Genomic DNA, 16744 nt, shown 5'->3' on the forward strand with positions numbered 1-16744 from the left:
AGGTCACAGGGGTCGTCGGCCCTGTGTTCCCCAGTCCGTCAGATGATCGATCGGAGATCGTTTCCGCAGGTCAGCTTAGGTATGCCTAAGTGATGCACCGCACCGTTCGATGATCGGGACGTGGCTTGTCAGGCTCTGAGGAATTACGCAACAATGGTGTTGTGAAAAACGTCGGCGAGGCTCCGCAGGAGGAGATCGCGACCGGTGAGCGGTCCACCCGCAACCGGGTCGCGCGCTCCATCCTGGACCACGGCCCCTCCACCGTCGCGGACCTCGCGAAGCGCCTCGGGCTCACCCAGGCCGCCGTCCGCCGCCACCTCGACGCCCTCGTGGCCGACGACGTGGTCGTCGCCCGCGAACAGCGGGTGTACGGGGCACGGACCCGCGGCAGGCCGGCCAAGGTCTTCGCCCTCACGGACTGCGGGCGGGACGCCTTCGACCAGTCGTACGACAAGCTGGCCGTGGACGCGCTCCGCTGGATCGAGCGGTCCGCCGGCGAGGAGGCCGTCGTCGCCTTCGCCCGCGCGCGGATCGAGGCCCAGGCCGAGGGCTACCGCGAGGCCGTCGAGGCGGCGCCGCCCGAGGAGCGCACCGAGGCCCTGGCCAAGGCCTTGACCGCCGACGGGTACGCTGCTACGGCGCGCAGCGCGCCCCTCCCCGGACGGGGCGAGCAGCTCTGCCAGCACCACTGCCCGGTCGCCCACGCCGCCGAGCAGTTCCCGCAGCTGTGCGAGGCGGAGACGGAGTTCTTCTCCCGCCTGCTCGGAACCCATGTGCAGCGTCTGGCCACCATCGCCCACGGCGACGGGGTGTGCACGACGTTCATCCCGCACAGCGCACCACAGACCACGCACGACACCGAATCAGCATCCACAAGCACGGCCGGGAGGAACCCCGCATGACTCTCCCCACGGAGACTGCCCACCCCGAACTCGAGGGCCTGGGCACGTACGAGTACGGCTGGGCCGACTCCGACACGGCGGGTGCCGCCGCCAAGCGCGGGCTCTCCGAGGACGTCGTCCGCGACATCTCGGCGAAGAAGAACGAGCCCGAGTGGATGCTGAAGCTGCGCCTCAAGGGCCTGCGCCTGTTCGACAGGAAGCCCATGCCCAACTGGGGCTCGGACCTGTCCGGCATCGACTTCGACAACATCAAGTACTTCGTGCGGTCCACGGAGAAGCAGGCGGAGTCCTGGGAGGACCTGCCCGAGGACATCAAGAACACGTACGACAAGCTCGGCATCCCCGAGGCGGAGAAGCAGCGCCTCGTCGCCGGTGTCGCGGCCCAGTACGAGTCCGAGGTCGTCTACCACCAGATCCGTGAGGACCTGGAGGAGCAGGGCGTCATCTTCCTCGACACCGACACCGCGCTGAAGGAGCACCCGGAGCTCTTCCAGGAGTACTTCGGCACGGTCATCCCGGTCGGCGACAACAAGTTCGCGTCGCTGAACACCGCGGTGTGGTCCGGCGGCTCGTTCATCTACGTGCCCAAGGGCGTCCACGTCGACATCCCGCTCCAGGCCTACTTCCGTATCAACACGGAGAACATGGGCCAGTTCGAGCGGACGCTGATCATCGTGGACGAGGACGCGTACGTCCACTACGTCGAGGGCTGCACCGCCCCGATCTACTCCTCCGACTCGCTGCACAGCGCCGTCGTGGAGATCATCGTCAAGAAGGGCGGCCGCTGCCGCTACACGACGATCCAGAACTGGTCGAACAACGTCTACAACCTGGTCACCAAGCGCGCCGTGGCGTACGAGGGCGCGACCATGGAGTGGATCGACGGCAACATCGGTTCCAAGGTCACCATGAAGTACCCGGCGGTCTACCTGATGGGCGAGCACGCCAAGGGCGAGACCCTGTCCATCGCCTTCGCGGGCGAGGGCCAGCACCAGGACGCCGGCTCCAAGATGGTCCACATGGCGCCGAACACGTCCTCCAACATCGTCTCCAAGTCGGTGGCGCGCGGCGGTGGCCGCACCTCGTACCGCGGTCTGGTCGAGATCGGCGAGGGTGCCCACGGCTCCAAGTCGAACGTGCTGTGCGACGCGCTGCTCGTCGACACGATCTCGCGCTCCGACACCTACCCGTACGTCGACGTCCGCGAGGACGACGTGTCCATGGGCCACGAGGCGACCGTCTCCAAGGTCTCCGAGGACCAGCTCTTCTACCTGATGAGCCGCGGTCTGACGGAGTTCGAGGCGATGGCGATGATCGTGCGCGGCTTCGTCGAGCCGATCGCCAAGGAGCTGCCCATGGAGTACGCCCTGGAGCTCAACCGGCTGATCGAGCTGCAGATGGAGGGTTCGGTCGGCTAGTACCGCCACCGTCCCCGCCAAGCAGCGAACGCAGACTGATCTAGGAAGAGAGCACTACGACAGCCATGGCTGAGGCTCAGCAGAACATCCCGGCGGGCTCCACCACCGCCGGCTCGATCGCGGTGGCCGCCGAGTCGACCGTCGCCACGCGCATGAGCGCGCCCCCGTCCTTCGACGTGGCGGACTTCCCCGTGCCGCACGGGCGCGAGGAGGAGTGGCGGTTCACGCCGCTGGACCGGCTGCGCGGGCTGCACGACGGCACCGCCGTCGCGACCGGCGACGGGCTGCGCGTCGAGGTGAGCGCCCCCGAGGGCGTCACCGTCGAGACGGTGGGCCGCGAGGACGCGCGGCTCGGCCGGGCCGGCACCCCGGTGGACCGGGTCGCCGCCCAGGCCTACTCCTCGTTCGAGAAGGCCTCGGTCGTGACCGTCCCCAAGGAGGCGGTCCTCAGCGAGCCGATCCGTATCGCCGTGCACGGCGAGGGCGGCACGGTCTACGCGCACCAGGTCGTCGAGCTCGGCGCGTTCGCCGAGGCCGTCGTGGTCATCGACCACACCGGTGACGCGGTGCTCGCCGCCAACGTGGACTTCGTCCTCGGCGACGGCGCCAAGCTGACCGTCGTCTCCGTGCAGGACTGGGACGACAAGGCCGTCCACGTCGCCCAGCACAACACGCTGGTCGGCCGGGACGCCTCCTTCAAGTCCGTGGTCGTCACCTTCGGCGGCGACCTGGTCCGGCTGCACCCGCGCGTCTCCTACGCGGGCACCGGCGGCGAGGCCGAGCTCTTCGGTCTGTACTTCACCGACAAGGGCCAGCACCAGGAGCACCGCCTCCTGGTCGACCACAACACGCCGCACTGCAAGTCCAACGCCGTGTACAAGGGCGCCCTCCAGGGCGACGACGCGCACGCCGTGTGGATCGGTGACGTCCTCATCCGGGCCAGGGCCGAGGGCACCGACACCTACGAGATGAACCGCAACCTGGTACTCACCGACGGCGCCCGGGTCGACTCCGTGCCGAACCTGGAGATCGAGACCGGCGAGATCGCCGGCGCCGGTCACGCCTCGGCCACCGGCCGCTTCGACGACGAGCAGCTCTTCTACCTGATGGCGCGCGGCATCCCGCAGGCCGAGGCCCGCCGCCTGGTGGTGCGCGGCTTCTTCGCCGAGCTCGTCCAGCAGGTCGGCGTGGCGGACGTCGAGGAGCGCCTGCTCGCCAAGATCGAGGCGGAGCTGGAGGCGTCGGTCTGATGAGCGCCTTCGTCCGCGTCTGCGCGCTGAGCGAGCTGGAGGAGGACACCCCGAAGCGGGTGGAACTCGACGGCACGCCGGTGTCGGTCGTCCGCACGGCGGGCGAGGTGTTCGCGATCAACGACATCTGCTCGCACGCCAACGTCTCGCTGTCCGAGGGCGAGGTGGAGGACTGCCAGATCGAGTGCTGGCTGCACGGCTCCAGCTTCGACCTGCGCACCGGCAAGCCGTCCGGCCTCCCCGCGACGCGACCCGTGCCCGTATACCCCGTAAAGATCGAAGGGGACGATGTGCTCGTCTCCGTATCCCAGGAGAACTAAGTCCCCATGGCAACGCTTGAAATCCGCGACCTGCACGTCACCGTGGAAGCCGAGAACGGCCCCCGGGAGATCCTCAAGGGCGTCGACCTGACCGTCAGGCAGGGCGAGACCCACGCCATCATGGGTCCCAACGGCTCCGGCAAGTCCACCCTCGCGTACTCGCTCGCGGGTCACCCCAAGTACACGATCACCGGCGGTACGGTCACCCTGGACGGCGAGGACGTCCTGGAGATGTCCGTCGACGAGCGTGCCCGCGCCGGCGTCTTCCTCGCCATGCAGTACCCGGTCGAGGTCCCCGGCGTCTCGGTCTCCAACTTCCTGCGCACCTCCGCCACCGCCATGCGCGGCGAGGCCCCCAAGCTGCGCACCTGGGTGAAGGAGGTCAAGTCCGCGATGGAGCAGCTCCAGATGGACCCGGCCTTCGCCGAGCGCAACGTCAACGAGGGCTTCTCCGGCGGTGAGAAGAAGCGCCACGAGATCCTTCAGCTGGAGCTCCTCAAGCCGAAGATCGCGATCCTCGACGAGACCGACTCCGGTCTGGACGTCGACGCCCTGCGCGTCGTCTCCGAGGGCGTCAACCGCGTCCGCGAGACCGGTGAGGTCGGCACGCTGCTGATCACGCACTACACGCGCATCCTGCGCTACATCAAGCCCGACTTCGTGCACGTGTTCGCGAACGGCCGTATCGCCGAGTCCGGCGGCGCCGAGCTCGCCGACAAGCTGGAGAACGAGGGCTACGAGGCTTACACGAAGGGCGGCGCATCCGAGTGACACATCTGCCGGGCCTCCTCACTGGGTCTGATCTTCTTGACGAGGCGATCCGTAAGGACTTCCCCCTCCTGGACCGCGTGGTCCACGACGGCAAGAAGATCGTGTACCTCGACAGCGCGGCGACCTCGCAGAAGCCGCGCCAGGTGCTCGACGCCCTCAACGAGTACTACGAGCGGCACAACGCCAACGTCCACCGTGGTGTGTACACGGTGGCCGAGGAGGCCACGGCGCTGTACGAGGGCGCGCGCGACAAGGTCGCCGCGTTCATCAACGCGCCGAGCCGCGACGAGGTGATCTTCACCAAGAACGCCTCGGAGTCACTCAACCTGGTCGCCAACATGCTGGGCTGGGCCGACGAGCCCTACCGGGTGGACCACGAGACCGAGATCGTCATCACGGAGATGGAGCACCACTCCAACATCGTGCCGTGGCAGCTGCTCGCGCAGCGCACCGGCGCGAAGCTGAAGTGGTTCGGCCTCACCGACGACGGCCGCCTCGACCTCTCGAACATCGAAGAGATCATCACCGAGAAGACGAAGATCGTCTCCTTCACGCTGGTCTCCAACCTGCTGGGCACCGTCAACCCGGTCGAGGCGATCGTCCGCCGCGCCCAGGAGGTCGGCGCGCTGCTGTGCATCGACGCCTCCCAGGCCGCGCCGCACATGCCGCTGGACGTACAGGCCCTCCAGGCCGACTTCGTGGCCTTCACCGGCCACAAGATGTGCGGCCCGACCGGCATCGGCGTCCTGTGGGGCCGCCAGGAGCTGCTGGAGGACCTTCCCCCCTTCCTCGGCGGCGGCGAGATGATCGAGACGGTCTCGATGCACTCGTCGACGTACGCGCCGGCGCCGCACAAGTTCGAGGCGGGCACGCCCCCGATCGCGCAGGCCGTGGGCCTGGGCGCGGCCGTGGACTACCTCTCGGCGATCGGCATGGACAAGATCGCCGCGCATGAGCACGCGATCACGGAGTACGCGGTCAAGCGCCTCCTGGAGGTCCCGGACCTGCGGATCATCGGCCCCACCACGGCCGAGGACCGGGGCGCCGCGATCTCCTTCACGCTCGGGGACATCCACCCGCACGACGTGGGCCAGGTCCTCGACGAGGAGGGCATCGCGGTCCGGGTCGGCCACCACTGCGCCCGCCCGGCCTGCCTGCGCTACGGAATTCCGGCGACCACGCGAGCGTCTTTCTATCTGTACTCCACGCCCGCCGAGGTCGACGCCCTGGTGGACGGTCTGGAGCACGTACGGAACTTCTTCGGCTAGGGGTCGGGACGTGCGGCGAGCGATTGCAGGGACGCGAGGTAATTCGTTGTGAAGCTGGATTCGATGTACCAGGACGTCATCCTGGACCACTACAAGCATCCGCACGGGCGGGGCTTGCGGGACGGTGACGCCGAGGTGCACCACGTGAACCCGACGTGCGGGGACGAGATCACCCTGCGGGTGAAGTACGAGGGCTCGCAGATCTCGGACATCAGTTACGAGGGTCAGGGCTGCTCCATCAGCCAGGCCAGCGCCTCGGTCCTCAACGACCTGCTGGTCGGCAAGGAGCTCGACGAGGCGCGGCGCATCCAGGAGACCTTCCTGGAGCTGATGCAGTCCAAGGGCCAGCTGGAGCCGGACGACGCGATGGAGGAGGTCCTGGAGGACGCGGTCGCGTTCGCCGGTGTCTCCAAGTACCCCGCGCGCGTGAAGTGTGCTCTGCTGAGCTGGATGGCCTGGAAGGACGCGACGGCCCAGGCGCTGGGCGCCGAAGCCGAGAGGAAGAGCGCATGACCGAGAACGCAGGGGCCACCTTGAAGCCGGCCTCGGAGGAAGAAGTCCGCGAGGCGCTGTACGACGTCGTCGACCCCGAGCTGGGCATCGACGTCGTCAACCTGGGCCTCATCTACGGCATCCACATCGACGACGCCAACATCGCCACCCTGGACATGACCCTGACGTCCGCGGCCTGCCCGCTGACCGACGTGATCGAGGACCAGGCGAAGGCGGCGACGGACGGCATCGTCAACGAACTCAAGATCAACTGGGTCTGGATGCCGCCGTGGGGCCCGGACAAGATCACGGACGACGGCCGCGAGCAGCTGCGGGCGCTGGGGTTCAACGTCTGATCCCCCCTGTGTGACCTGCGTGACCTGTATGACGTGTGGGGCCTCTGGTGCTGATGGTGCCGGGGGCCTTTCACGTATGCGGAGGACGGCCCGCGAGGCGGTGCGGCTCAGGGGGAGGCCTCGGCCACGGGCGGCGCCGCGCACCGAGCCCCGGCCGCCCCCGCTCAGCCCCCGCCGCCCGCCCGGCGGACCGTCTCCAGTGCCGTCCGTACGCTCGCCTCGATGTCCGTGATCGGGTACAGCGCCTCCACCACCGTCCGGTCCCGGGCGACCACCAGGGTGAGGCGCTTGAGGCGGCTCACCCCGGCCGTGCGGAAGGTCGGCAGGCGCAGCGCGGCCGTCAGCTCCAGGTCCGCGTCCGACAGGAGCGGGAAGCGCAGGTGCTCCTTGTCCGCGAACGCCCGCTGCTCGTCCGGGCGTTGGGTGGACACGCCGTGGACGCTCGCGCCCGCCGCCGTGAACTCGGCGAGCTGGTCGCGGAAGGTGCACGACTCCAGCGTGCAACCCCGCGCCCCCGGAATGCCCGCCCAGCCCGGCGGATAGGACTCCTTGCGGGCGTAGGCGCCGGGGAAGCAGTAGAGCACGGTGTACGCGCTCTCCCGTGACACCGGGTCCCGCGACCGCCCGTCGGCATCGGTGAGTTCGAGCGCGGGCACCCTCGTTCCCACCAGCTCGCGCAGCCGCCCGGTCTCCCCGGACCGCTCCGTCGCCGTGGCCATCGTCTCTCCTTCTCCCAGCACCCAGGTGTCACCCCAGTCCTGGAGCGCGATCAGTACGGGCAGCAGGGCACGGCCGCGCGGAGTGAGCCGGTACTCGTACCGCACCGGGCGCTCCTGGTACGGCTCCCGGCTCAGCACCCCCGTCTCCACCAGCAGCCTCAGCCGCTCGGCGAGCACCTTGCGGGACATGCCGAGCTCGCGCTGGAGCGCGTCGAAGCGGTGCACCCCGCGTGCGGCGTCGCGCACGATCAGGAGGGTCCACCAGTCGCCGACGACGTCCAGGGCCTGGGCGATGGCGCAGTGCTCGTCGTGGAGCCGGGTGCGTTGAGGCATGGCTCCATCCTTCCGTACGCCGTTGACCTGCGAACCCCATGCTGACATAGTCCGTTCCCATAGGGAACTTACTAAGGGCGGGGCCGGGGGGCGACGGCGTGAAGACCTTGCGAGCGGTACCGAGAGACGTCCGGCTTCTGTGCTTCGGCATGTTCTTCAACGCGGTCGTCAGCTTCACCTTCCTCTACCTCTTCGTGTACCTGACCGGCCCGCGCGGCCTCGGCGTCGGGCAGGCCGGAGTGATCGGCGGGATCGGGGGCGTCGGCCTGGTCGCCGGGAACCTCACCGGCGGCTGGTTCGGCGACCGGTACGGCCACCGGCGCGCCCTGCTCGCGGGATCCCTGGTCAGCGGCGTCCTGCTCGCCGCCCTCGCACCGCTGCCGACCCCGGTCCTGATCGCCGCGCTGCCGGTCGCCCAGTACGCCTCCGGAGTCGTCCGGGCCGCGAACTCCGCGCTCGTCGCCGTCGGCGTCCCCGAGGGCAGCCGCCGCCAGGGCTTCGCGGTGATGCGGTTCGCGTCCAACGCGGGCTTCACCGTCGGCCCGCCGCTCGGCGCCCTGGTCGCCGCCCACTGGTCGTACGACTGGCTCTTCGCCGCCGACGGCGCCGGCACCCTGCTCTTCGCGGCGTACGCGGCCCGCGTGCTGCCCGCCCGCGCGGCCGCCCACGCCGGGCCGGTCCACGACCCCCGGGCGCCCGGTCTCTGGCGCGAGCTGCGGGTCCGGCCCGCCGTGCCGGTGCTGCTCGCCGCGATCGTCTGCGTCGACCTCGTCTACCGCCAGCAGTACTCCACCCTGCCCGTCTTCCTCGGCGACCACGGCCTGGACGCCCACGTCTACGGGTGGCTGATCGCCCTCAACAGCGCAGTGATCCTCTGCCTCGAACTGCCCGCCGCCCACGCCCTGCGCGGCCGCGCGCCGCTGAGCGTCGTCGGCTGCGGGCTGCTCCTGGTCGGCCTCGGCTACGCGCTGCTGATCCCGGGCGCCGCCCTCGGCTGGGCCCTCGCCCTGGTGGTCTCGCTCACCCTCGGCGAGATCCTCTACAAGACCACCGCCACCGCGTACGTGGCCGACCAGGCACCGCCGCACGCGCAGGGCCGCTTCCAGAGCCTGTACGCGGGCGCCTCCATCAGCGGCCAGGTGCTGGCCCCGCCACTGGGAGGCGCCCTGTACACCGCCGCGCCCGCCCTGCTGTGGCCCCTGTGCGCCCTCCTCGCGGGCCTCGCCGGGCTGGCGGTGCTGTGGGCCCGGAGGCTGCCGGAGCCGCCGCCCGGGGGCGACGTTCACGGCGGCGCGGGCGGTGAGCTGCCCGGCGGCGCGCGCCCGGCACCTGAGACCGGTTCGCTCCTGCGGGCCGCCGCCGGTTAGGTTTTCCGCTATGACCGACACGACTGCTACTGCTTCTCGCTCCACCGGCGCCGTCGCCGCCGGCCTCGCCACCCTCGCCGGCGACGGCACCGTCCTCGACACCTGGTTCCCCGCCCCCGAGCTCACCACCGAGCCCGGACCGGCCGGCACCGAGCGCCTGAGCGCCGACCGGGCCACCGAACTCCTCGGCAAGGGCGCCGCCGCCGCCCTCGGCACCGACGAGCGCCGGGGCGTCGAGGTCGTCGCCGTCCGTACGGTCATCGCCTCGCTCGACGACAAGCCGCTCGACGCCCACGACGCCTACCTGCGGCTGCACCTGCTCTCGCACCGCCTGGTCAAGCCGCACGGGCAGAACCTGGACGGCCTCTTCGGCCTCCTCGCCAACGTCGCCTGGACCTCGCTCGGCCCGGTCGCCGTCGACGACGTCGAGACGGTGCGGCTGAACGCCCGCGCCGCCGGGCTGCACCTCCAGGTCACGTCCATCGACAAGTTCCCGCGCATGACGGACTACGTGGCCCCCAAGGGCGTCCGCATCGCCGACGCCGACCGGGTGCGTCTGGGCGCCCACCTGGCCGAGGGCACCACCGTGATGCACGAGGGCTTCGTGAACTTCAACGCGGGCACCCTGGGCACCTCGATGGTCGAGGGCCGCATCTCCGCCGGCGTCGTCGTCGGCAACGGCTCCGACATCGGCGGCGGCGCCTCCACCATGGGCACGCTCTCGGGCGGCGGCAACGTCCGTATCGTCATCGGCGAGCGGTGCCTGGTCGGCGCCGAGGCGGGCGTCGGCATCGCGCTCGGCGACGAGTGCGTCGTGGAGGCGGGCCTGTACGTCACCGCCGGTACGCGGGTGACCATGCCGGACGGGCAGATCGTGAAGGCGCGCGAGCTCTCGGGGGCGTCGAACATCCTGTTCCGGCGGAACTCTGTCACGGGCGCGGTGGAGGCCCGGCCCAACAACGCCGTGTGGGGCGGCCTGAACGAGGTTCTGCACGCGCACAACTGACGCCCCCGCTCCACCAGGTGGTCCGAGCCCGTGGCTAGCCGTGGACCAGGTCGTCGTACGCCTCGCGCAGTGCGGCGACCCGGTCCGGGGACGCGGGCCGCAGCGGCTCCCGCACCGGACTGCCCAGCAGCGCCTTCGCCGTCACCGTGCCCGGCAGCCCCGACGCCATCATCAGCTCCGTCAGCGGGAGCGTGAGGTGGTTGAGGCGGGCCGCCTCCATCGGGTCGCCCTTGTCGTGGGCGTCCAGCGGCGCCCGCATCTGGGCGGGGGCCACGTTCGCCACCGTACTGACGTACCCCGCGCCGCCCACCGCGTACAGCGGCAGGTTCGTCTCCTCGCAGCCCGAGTAGTACGCCAGCGAGGTGCGGCCGATCACCTTGGTGGAGCCGAGCAGGTCGTAGGCGCAGTCCTTGACCGCCACGATCCGCTCGTGCTCCGCGAGCCGCAGCAGCGTGTCCGTACCGATCCGGACGCCCGTGCGGCCGGGGATGTCGTAGAGCATCACCGGCAGACCCGTGGCGTCCGCCACCGTACGGAAGTGCGCCTCCACCGCCTCGCTCGGCGGGCGGCTGTAGTACGGCGAGACCACCAGCAGGCCGTTCGCGCCCGCCTCCTCGGCCTGCCGGGCCAGCTCCACGGTGTGCCGGGTGGACGCGGTGCCGACCCCGGCCACGACGTGGACGTCCGGGCCGACCTCCGCGCGCACCGCCCGGACCAGCGCCGCCTTCTCCGCGTCGGTGGTGGTGGGCGACTCGCCGGTGGTGCCGCTGAGCACCAGCCCGTCGCAGCCCCCGGCCACCAGGCGTGCCGCCAGCCGTCGCGCGTGGTCGAGGTCGAGTCGGTCGTCGGCGGTGAACGGCGTGACCATGGCGCAGAGTGCGCGCCCGAAGGGGCGGGGAGTGCTCATGGCCGCAGTCTGGGCCGTACTGAGCGTGAAGGTCTACTTAGATCTTCTTGCCGTTCATCCACAGCAGTGCTGAAGTGTGGCCGCCGCAGGCGCTCTTGGCGGGGGCCGCCGCGTACGCCACCATGGGGGACCGGCGTGTCCGTTCCCGTCCGTCCCGTCGTTTCGTCGGAGGTCGTCATGAGGCTCGGCAAGGCTCTCGCCACCGGGGTCGCGGAGGAGCGGCCCGAGGACGTCGTACGGGACGAGGCGCCGCCCGTGCCCGAGGAGGTCCCGGCCGGGGATCCCGTCGAGGTGACGGCGGCCCGATGAGGCTGCGGCTCCCCGAGGAACGCCCGACGGAGCCGCCCACCGGCTACAAGATCGCCCACGCGGCGCTCTCCCAGGACGGCTCGCGGGCCGGGTTCCTCGGTGTCTCGCTCGGCGCCGCCCTGCCCTACGGCGTCCTCGACGACGCGCGCTGCGTCTACGGGCGGCGCCACCGCTCGCCGTCCCGGCTCTGCGACTGCGGCTTCCACTGCCTCCACGAGCGCGCCGAGGCCGCCGCGCTGACCTGCACGGCCGAGCACCGTCCGGCCCTGCTGCTCGAGGTGGCCGTCCTCGGGCGCTACCTCCGCTTCGAGCGCGGGATGCGCTACGCCCGGCAGCGGGTGCGCACCGCCACGGCCGGCCCGTGCCGCTGCCGGCGCACCGCGACCGGTCTGGCCGACGCGGGCTGGGGGCGGCCAGGGTGGCGGGCCGTGGAGCCCGTCTGCCCCGGATGCGCCGGGGCGCGCGCGGTCGTGGGGTTCGACGACTTCGCCCGCCGGGGCGGCGAGGGGCTGAAGGTCACGGCCGCGCCCGCCACCGGCACGGATCCCGGTCCCGGCCGGAGCTTCCCGGAACTGGTCGCGGAGGCGGCCCTGCTCCAGGCCCGGCTCGACTGGTTCCAGAGCGAGCTGGCGCGGCTCGGCGACCAGCGGGAGTGAGGCGCCCGGCCGCCCTTGACCTCAAGTGGCCTTGACGTTTCAGGATGGTGATCGTCCACGCGGCACAGGACCCCCACGATCACCAGGAGACCACCATGGCCACGACGAACACCGACGCCGCCTTCGACGCCCTGCCCGACCCGCGCCGCCCCGGCGTCGGCGTCGTCAAGTCCAGCGTCTGGCGCACGGGCACCCCCGAGCGGCAGCGGGCCGCGGTCGAGGCCATCGCCAAGGCGTGGGGCAGCCGGGACTGGCCGGACTCGGGCCTCCTCGCGTACAGCGTCCTCACCGGAACCGACGGCGACTCGCTGCTCCACTACTCGCAGTGGCGGAGCGAGTCGGCGTACCAGGACTTCGTCCGGCGGTTCCGGGACGACCGCAACGCCGAGATCGACGCGGCCGTCCCCGGCATCGAGCGCGTGGCACTGCACTCCTACGCGCTCTACCGCAGCAGCGACCCACGGCCGGGCGCCCCCCGGACGCCCGGCTGCGTGGTCGTCGTCGACGTGGAGTTCGAGGGACCGGACCCCGAGCGCCGGCGGGCCTGGGTGGACGGTGTCTTCGAGGCGCTTGCCACCGACCCGGACCTGCCCGCGGGAGGCATCTCCGCCCACTTCCACACCAGCCTGGACGGCACCCGCGTCCTCAACTACGCCGAGTGGGAGAGCGAGCAGGCCCACATCGACGCGCTCGCCGCGCCCGGCTCCGGGGTCGGGTCGAGGACCCCGGAGTGGGAGCGGGTGCAGAGCTACCCCGGCGTGAGCGGTGGCGGGGTGGCGCGCTACCTCCCGGCGCTGACCGTCACCCCGGCCGCCTGACCTACGGGCGGAAGCGGATGACCTGCGGGTCGTGGTCGCTCGTCTGGTCGGCGAACTCCGCGTTGATGTGCACGCTGTCGTAGTCGAAGCCGCGCACGGCCGGGCTGGTCAGGATCTGGTCCAGAACCTGGGTGTTGCCCTGGTAGACGTAGGAGTAACGCTCCTTCTTCGGCAGCGTACGGAACGCCGAGCGCAGCGCGCCCCCGTCCTCCAGGGCCCGGGTGGTGTCCGAGAAGTCGAAGTCGTTGATGTCGCCGAGCGCGAGGACCCGGGCGTGCTTGTCGACCGCGAGGAGCTGCTTCACGAAGCCGTTGACGGCCTGCGCCTGGAGCAGCCGCTTGGCCTCGGAGGAACGCGGCACCGGCTGGTGCTGGGAGACCAGGCCCTCGTCGCCGCCCTTGGAGGCGAAGTGGTTGGCGATGACGAAGACGGTCTTCCCCCGGAAGACGAACTCGCCCGCGAGCGGCTTGCGGCTGTCCGCCCACGCCGGGTTCGCCGGGTCGACGCGGCCGGGGGAGAGGGTGAGCGCCGGGTGGCCCTTGGCGCCGGTGACGCCGACGGCGGTGCGGGCGTCGCCGCCGGGGCGGTCGGTGAAGGAGACCCGCGCCGGGTTGAAGAGGAACACCTGGCGGATGTTGCCGCCGGGCTCGCCGCCGTCCTTCAGGTTCTCCGGGTCGATCGAGCGCCACTGGTAGGCGGGTCCGCCCTTGGCGGCGATCGCGTCCGTGAACTTCTTGAGGGTCGCGGAGGCGCCGACCGTGCCGTCGTTCTTGGCGCCGTTGTCGTCCTGGATCTCCTCCAGGGCCACGATGTCGGGCGAGGCGAGGTGGGTCACGATGCCGTCGGCCAGCGCGTCGAACTTGGTCTGCGGGTCGGACGGGTCCAGGTTCTCCACGTTGTACGTGGCGACCGCGAGCTCGCCGGTGCGCTGCTTGCGGGTGGTCTCCCGCGTGAGGCCCTTGTCCGCGACCGTGCCGAGCGTACGGGCGGTGATCGTGTAGCCGCCGAACTGGTTGAAGTCCAGCGGGCCCTCGGCGCCACCGGTCAGGGTGTCGCCGACGTTCGCCTTGGGGAACGGCTGCTGGGCGCTGGGCACCAGGCTCTGGATCTGGAGCCGGCCGGTGTTCTGGTCGCCGTAGGACGCGTAGAGCGTGCCGCCCCGCTTCGTGCGGTTCTCGTGCGGCTTCACGGTGACCCACAGCTCGCTGTACGGGTCGGTGGCGCCCACGATCCGCGAGGTTCCGACGCGGACGTTCATGCCCTCCAGGGACTCGTAGTAGTCCAGGGCGTACTTCTTCGGCTTCAGGGTCAGGCCGTTGACGCTGTTGCCGGCGGCCGGGTCGCCCGCCGGGGTGTAGCGGTCCGGGACGGTACGGGCCGTCACGGCGACCGGGGCGGGCAGCGGGTTGCCCGAGGAGACGACCGTCACGGTCGCCTTGGATATCTGGGTCAGCGACTGGTTGCCGGAGGAGAGGCCGCCCGGGACGTACTCGGTGACCGTGCCGGAGACCGTCACCGCGTCACCGACGGCCACCTTCGGCGCCGAGCTCGTGAAGACGAAGACGCCCTCGCTGGTGGCCGGGTTGTCGTCCGGGGCGGTGTCCTGGAACCAGAAGCCCTTCGAGGAACCGTAGGTCCGTACGCCCGTGACGACGCCCGGCACGTCGGCCAGCTGCGCGCCGGCCAGCGGCGAGGTGCGGGTCGTGCCCTGGATGTCGTGGATGCGGGCCGTGGTGGGGGCGGCCGGGTCGGCGGCGGCCGACGAACCGGCGGCGAGCAGACCGGCGCCCAGCGCGGCGGCGACGACGGCGGAGACGGCGGCGGATCTCGGAACGGGCATCAACAGACTCCGGAGGATGAGGGTGAGGGTGGATCGGCGCACGTGCGGGTGCGGTGCCGCATGCGGGCGGCACGTTCTACGCGCGTCAATCTCTTGGCTGAGCGGGGCAGTTGTCAAGGGTCACCGGGTGGCCGGAATCCGACGGCCGGATGAACCGGTGGCGCCGGGAGGCCGGACACCGCCCGCCGATTCCCGTACGCAACCGCGCCGCGCCCCGGCCGGAACCCGCCGTCCGGCCCGGGCGGGACGGGGACCGCGCGCGGCGATACCCGGTGAAATGCGTCTACGCTGGGTGCCTCATCCCTCACACCCGCGACCCCACCGCTTCGCCCGAGGAGTACGTCACAGATGTCCGGAGACCGCCCCACCCTGCCGCCGGTGCGGCTGCACTCCGCCGAACTCGCGCGCGCGGCCCTCGCCGCCCCGCTGCTCGCCCGCGCGGTCCGGCTGGCCCGCTGGGCCGGGCCCGCCACGCGCGTCGGCGCCGGGGGCGAGCTCGTCGAGGAGCAACTGCCCGCCGCGGCCGAGGCCCTGGGTCTCGCCTCCGACGACGACGGCGCCGCCGAGGCGAGCGAGGCGTGGCGGGTCGCCGTCGACGCCGGGCTCGTCGAGGTCCAGGACCCGCCGGGGGAGGAAGGGGCCGAGGAGGACGGCGAGGGGACGGCCGCGGCGGGCGAGGCACTGGCCCAGCTCACCTCCGGATCCCCGCAGGACGTCCTCACCGTCTGGCTGGACGCGTTCGACGCCGTCTTCGCGGACGCGACCGCTCCAGTACTCGACGACTTCGCCGACCTCATCGGCGAGGACGGCGAGGTGGACTTCGACCGGCTCGACTGGGACCCGCAGGCGGAGGCGGACTTCCTGGAGGGCGTCCTCGGCAACCTGTACCTGCTCACCGTCACCGAGGGCGGCGCGGGCGAGGGCCCGGTGCCGCTGCCCGCGCTCGCCGCGTCGATGATCGTCCCCGACGACATGGGGGAGCCCACCGACGACGTCCTGGAGCAGGTCTCCGACGCGATGATGCGGCTGGACGACCAGTTCCGCCTCCTCGAACCGATCGGCCTGGTGGAGTACCGGCCCGTCGACGAGGCGCTGATGGCCGAGGAGGGCGAGGAGCCCGCCCCGCCCGTCGATGACGAGGACGTCGCCCGGTACGGCATGGTCCGCCTCACCCCGCTCGGCCTCTACGGCGTACGGGCGCGGATGCTGGAGGCGGGCGTGGAGGCGCCGGCCGTCGGCGACCTCGTGGACAAGGGCGCGGACGCGCTGCTCGACGGCATCGCCCACTACCCGGAGGCGGCCGCCCGCGCCGAGACCGAGCAGTGGCTGGCGCGGCACGAGATGCCGGGCGCGGTACGGGAGTTGCTGGCGGCGGCCCGTGGCACGGACGACCGCGGCCCGCTGCGCCGGCTCCACTGCCAGCAGGCGCTCGCCCTCACCGGCCCCGAGGCGGAGCCCGCGCTGCGCGAGGTCCTGGACGACGCGGAGCTGGGCGGCCTCGCCCGGGTCTGGCTCGCCGAGCGCGGCGCCCAGGACGTCCCCGCGCCGCCGGAGGCGATGGTGTTCTGGCTCGCCGTGGACACGATCGCCGCGCAACTGGAGGTGGACGGGGACCTGGAGGAGCTCCAGGGCCTGGTGGAGGGCCTGATCGGGCAGCACAGCGGCTTCTTCGACGCCGCGTGGCGGGTGGAACACCCCGCGACGGCGGATGTGCTGGAGGCGATGGGGCGGCTGCACCCGGACAAGAAGGTGGCGAAGGAGGCCCGCAAGGCGGCCTTCAAGGCACGCTCACGGGCGTAGCCCGGGCCCTGCGGGGTGCGGTGATGTCTGGCCGCGGCCGTATGTGGCCGGCCGCGCCCCTTTTCCGCCCGGGGTTCGTCTGCGGGCCGGTGGTGGGCTGAGCGCGCAGTTCCCCGCGCCCCTATTCCGCCCGGGGTCCGTCTGCGGACCGTGGGTGGCTGGTCGCGCCCCTTTTCCGCCCGGGGTTCGTCTGCGGGCCGTGGGTGGCTGGT

At 71.6% G+C, this 16744-nt stretch carries 17 protein-coding genes; 14 read left to right on the forward strand and 3 right to left on the reverse strand.

Features of this window, described 5'->3' with window-relative positions; genetic code table 11:
- The first annotated feature begins 161 nt into the window (after positions 1-161).
- The 8 genes from AC069K_RS15830 (at position 162) to AC069K_RS15865 (ending at position 6777) form a co-directional block, all read left to right on the forward strand.
- Entirely contained in the window at positions 162-902 is a 741-nt protein-coding gene (locus AC069K_RS15830) for a helix-turn-helix transcriptional regulator (protein WP_365105145.1), read from the forward strand.
- Entirely contained in the window at positions 899-2320 is a 1422-nt protein-coding gene (sufB, locus tag AC069K_RS15835; protein WP_358834182.1) for a Fe-S cluster assembly protein SufB, read from the forward strand. The genes AC069K_RS15830 and sufB overlap by 4 nt, the downstream gene beginning before the upstream one ends.
- Before the next feature lie 65 nt (positions 2321-2385).
- Entirely contained in the window at positions 2386-3570 is a 1185-nt protein-coding gene (gene sufD / locus AC069K_RS15840; protein ID WP_478616285.1) for a Fe-S cluster assembly protein SufD, read from the forward strand.
- The gene (locus AC069K_RS15845) at positions 3570-3890 is read left to right on the forward strand and encodes a bifunctional 3-phenylpropionate/cinnamic acid dioxygenase ferredoxin subunit (protein ID WP_358834180.1); all 321 of its coding nucleotides are present in this window, start codon (positions 3570-3572) and stop codon (positions 3888-3890) included. Before sufD ends, AC069K_RS15845 begins: the two co-directional genes overlap by 1 nt.
- A 6-nt stretch (positions 3891-3896) precedes the next feature.
- Positions 3897-4661 (forward strand): Fe-S cluster assembly ATPase SufC, encoded by a 765-nt coding sequence (gene sufC / locus AC069K_RS15850; RefSeq protein WP_358834179.1) that lies wholly within the window; start codon positions 3897-3899, stop codon positions 4659-4661.
- Positions 4658-5929, forward strand: a complete 1272-nt coding sequence (locus AC069K_RS15855; RefSeq protein WP_358834178.1) for a cysteine desulfurase — start codon at positions 4658-4660, stop codon at positions 5927-5929. The genes sufC and AC069K_RS15855 overlap by 4 nt, the downstream gene beginning before the upstream one ends.
- 48 nt (positions 5930-5977) lie before the next feature.
- Positions 5978-6442 (forward strand): Fe-S cluster assembly sulfur transfer protein SufU, encoded by a 465-nt coding sequence (gene sufU, locus AC069K_RS15860; RefSeq protein ID WP_358834177.1) that lies wholly within the window; start codon positions 5978-5980, stop codon positions 6440-6442.
- Positions 6439-6777 (forward strand): metal-sulfur cluster assembly factor, encoded by a 339-nt coding sequence (locus AC069K_RS15865; RefSeq protein ID WP_365105137.1) that lies wholly within the window; start codon positions 6439-6441, stop codon positions 6775-6777. Before sufU ends, AC069K_RS15865 begins: the two co-directional genes overlap by 4 nt.
- A gap of 164 nt (positions 6778-6941) precedes the next feature.
- On the opposite strand, the gene AC069K_RS15870 is transcribed toward AC069K_RS15865, so the two are convergent.
- Positions 6942-7829, reverse strand: a complete 888-nt coding sequence (locus tag AC069K_RS15870; protein WP_478616291.1) for a winged helix-turn-helix transcriptional regulator — start codon at positions 7827-7829, stop codon at positions 6942-6944.
- 98 nt (positions 7830-7927) lie between these two features.
- On the opposite strand from AC069K_RS15870, the gene AC069K_RS15875 reads away from it, so the two are divergent.
- Complete coding sequence (locus tag AC069K_RS15875) at positions 7928-9196, forward strand: MFS transporter (RefSeq protein ID WP_478616294.1); 1269 nt, start codon at positions 7928-7930, stop codon at positions 9194-9196.
- 10 nt (positions 9197-9206) lie between these two features.
- On the forward strand, positions 9207-10202 hold the full coding sequence (gene dapD, locus AC069K_RS15880) for a 2,3,4,5-tetrahydropyridine-2,6-dicarboxylate N-succinyltransferase (RefSeq protein ID WP_358834171.1): 996 nt from the start codon (positions 9207-9209) through the stop codon (positions 10200-10202).
- A 34-nt stretch (positions 10203-10236) separates the two neighbouring features.
- Here the strand turns inward: dapD and dapA are convergent, their stop codons facing one another.
- On the reverse strand, positions 10237-11109 hold the full coding sequence (gene dapA / locus AC069K_RS15885) for a 4-hydroxy-tetrahydrodipicolinate synthase (protein WP_365105123.1): 873 nt from the start codon (positions 11107-11109) through the stop codon (positions 10237-10239).
- A gap of 177 nt (positions 11110-11286) precedes the next feature.
- On the opposite strand from dapA, the gene AC069K_RS15890 reads away from it, so the two are divergent.
- The 3 genes from AC069K_RS15890 (at position 11287) to AC069K_RS15900 (ending at position 12892) form a co-directional block, all read left to right on the forward strand.
- A complete protein-coding gene (locus AC069K_RS15890; RefSeq protein ID WP_358834169.1) occupies positions 11287-11418 on the forward strand; it encodes a hypothetical protein in 132 nt (43 codons plus the stop codon).
- Positions 11415-12074, forward strand: coding sequence for a hypothetical protein (locus AC069K_RS15895; protein ID WP_478616301.1), 660 nt, complete (start codon positions 11415-11417; stop codon positions 12072-12074). Before AC069K_RS15890 ends, AC069K_RS15895 begins: the two co-directional genes overlap by 4 nt.
- Positions 12075-12169: 95 nt before the next feature.
- Entirely contained in the window at positions 12170-12892 is a 723-nt protein-coding gene (locus tag AC069K_RS15900) for an antibiotic biosynthesis monooxygenase family protein (RefSeq protein WP_478616304.1), read from the forward strand.
- A 1-nt stretch (position 12893) separates the two neighbouring features.
- Here AC069K_RS15900 and AC069K_RS15905 read toward each other — a convergent pair whose 3' ends face one another.
- Positions 12894-14732: an endonuclease/exonuclease/phosphatase family protein gene (locus AC069K_RS15905; RefSeq protein WP_478616307.1), complete on the reverse strand. Its 1839-nt coding sequence runs from the start codon at positions 14730-14732 to the stop codon at positions 12894-12896.
- Positions 14733-15080: 348 nt separating this feature from the next.
- Here AC069K_RS15905 and AC069K_RS15910 point away from each other — a divergent pair, with 348 nt between their 5' ends.
- Complete coding sequence (locus AC069K_RS15910) at positions 15081-16532, forward strand: hypothetical protein (RefSeq protein ID WP_478616310.1); 1452 nt, start codon at positions 15081-15083, stop codon at positions 16530-16532.
- The last annotated feature ends 212 nt before the right edge of the window (positions 16533-16744 follow it).

The organism is Streptomyces sp. NPDC043908, assembly GCF_056435525.1.

What these genes read in the sequence shown, in the direction of transcription:
- AC069K_RS15865 (WP_365105137.1), top strand. Translation starts at nt 6,439, where the DNA reads ATGACCGAGAACGCAGGGGCCACCTTGAAGCCGGCCTCGGAGGAAGAA.
- AC069K_RS15845 (WP_358834180.1), top strand. Translation starts at nt 3,570, where the DNA reads ATGAGCGCCTTCGTCCGCGTCTGCGCGCTGAGCGAGCTGGAGGAGGAC.
- dapA (WP_365105123.1), bottom strand. Translation starts at nt 11,109, where the DNA reads ATGAGCACTCCCCGCCCCTTCGGGCGCGCACTCTGCGCCATGGTCACG.
- AC069K_RS15910 (WP_478616310.1), top strand. Translation starts at nt 15,081, where the DNA reads ATGTCCGGAGACCGCCCCACCCTGCCGCCGGTGCGGCTGCACTCCGCC.
- sufD (WP_478616285.1), top strand. Translation starts at nt 2,386, where the DNA reads ATGGCTGAGGCTCAGCAGAACATCCCGGCGGGCTCCACCACCGCCGGC.
- AC069K_RS15870 (WP_478616291.1), bottom strand. Translation starts at nt 7,829, where the DNA reads ATGCCTCAACGCACCCGGCTCCACGACGAGCACTGCGCCATCGCCCAG.
- AC069K_RS15890 (WP_358834169.1), top strand. Translation starts at nt 11,287, where the DNA reads ATGAGGCTCGGCAAGGCTCTCGCCACCGGGGTCGCGGAGGAGCGGCCC.
- AC069K_RS15900 (WP_478616304.1), top strand. Translation starts at nt 12,170, where the DNA reads ATGGCCACGACGAACACCGACGCCGCCTTCGACGCCCTGCCCGACCCG.
- dapD (WP_358834171.1), top strand. Translation starts at nt 9,207, where the DNA reads ATGACCGACACGACTGCTACTGCTTCTCGCTCCACCGGCGCCGTCGCC.
- sufB (WP_358834182.1), top strand. Translation starts at nt 899, where the DNA reads ATGACTCTCCCCACGGAGACTGCCCACCCCGAACTCGAGGGCCTGGGC.
- AC069K_RS15895 (WP_478616301.1), top strand. Translation starts at nt 11,415, where the DNA reads ATGAGGCTGCGGCTCCCCGAGGAACGCCCGACGGAGCCGCCCACCGGC.
- sufC (WP_358834179.1), top strand. Translation starts at nt 3,897, where the DNA reads ATGGCAACGCTTGAAATCCGCGACCTGCACGTCACCGTGGAAGCCGAG.
- AC069K_RS15905 (WP_478616307.1), bottom strand. Translation starts at nt 14,732, where the DNA reads ATGCCCGTTCCGAGATCCGCCGCCGTCTCCGCCGTCGTCGCCGCCGCG.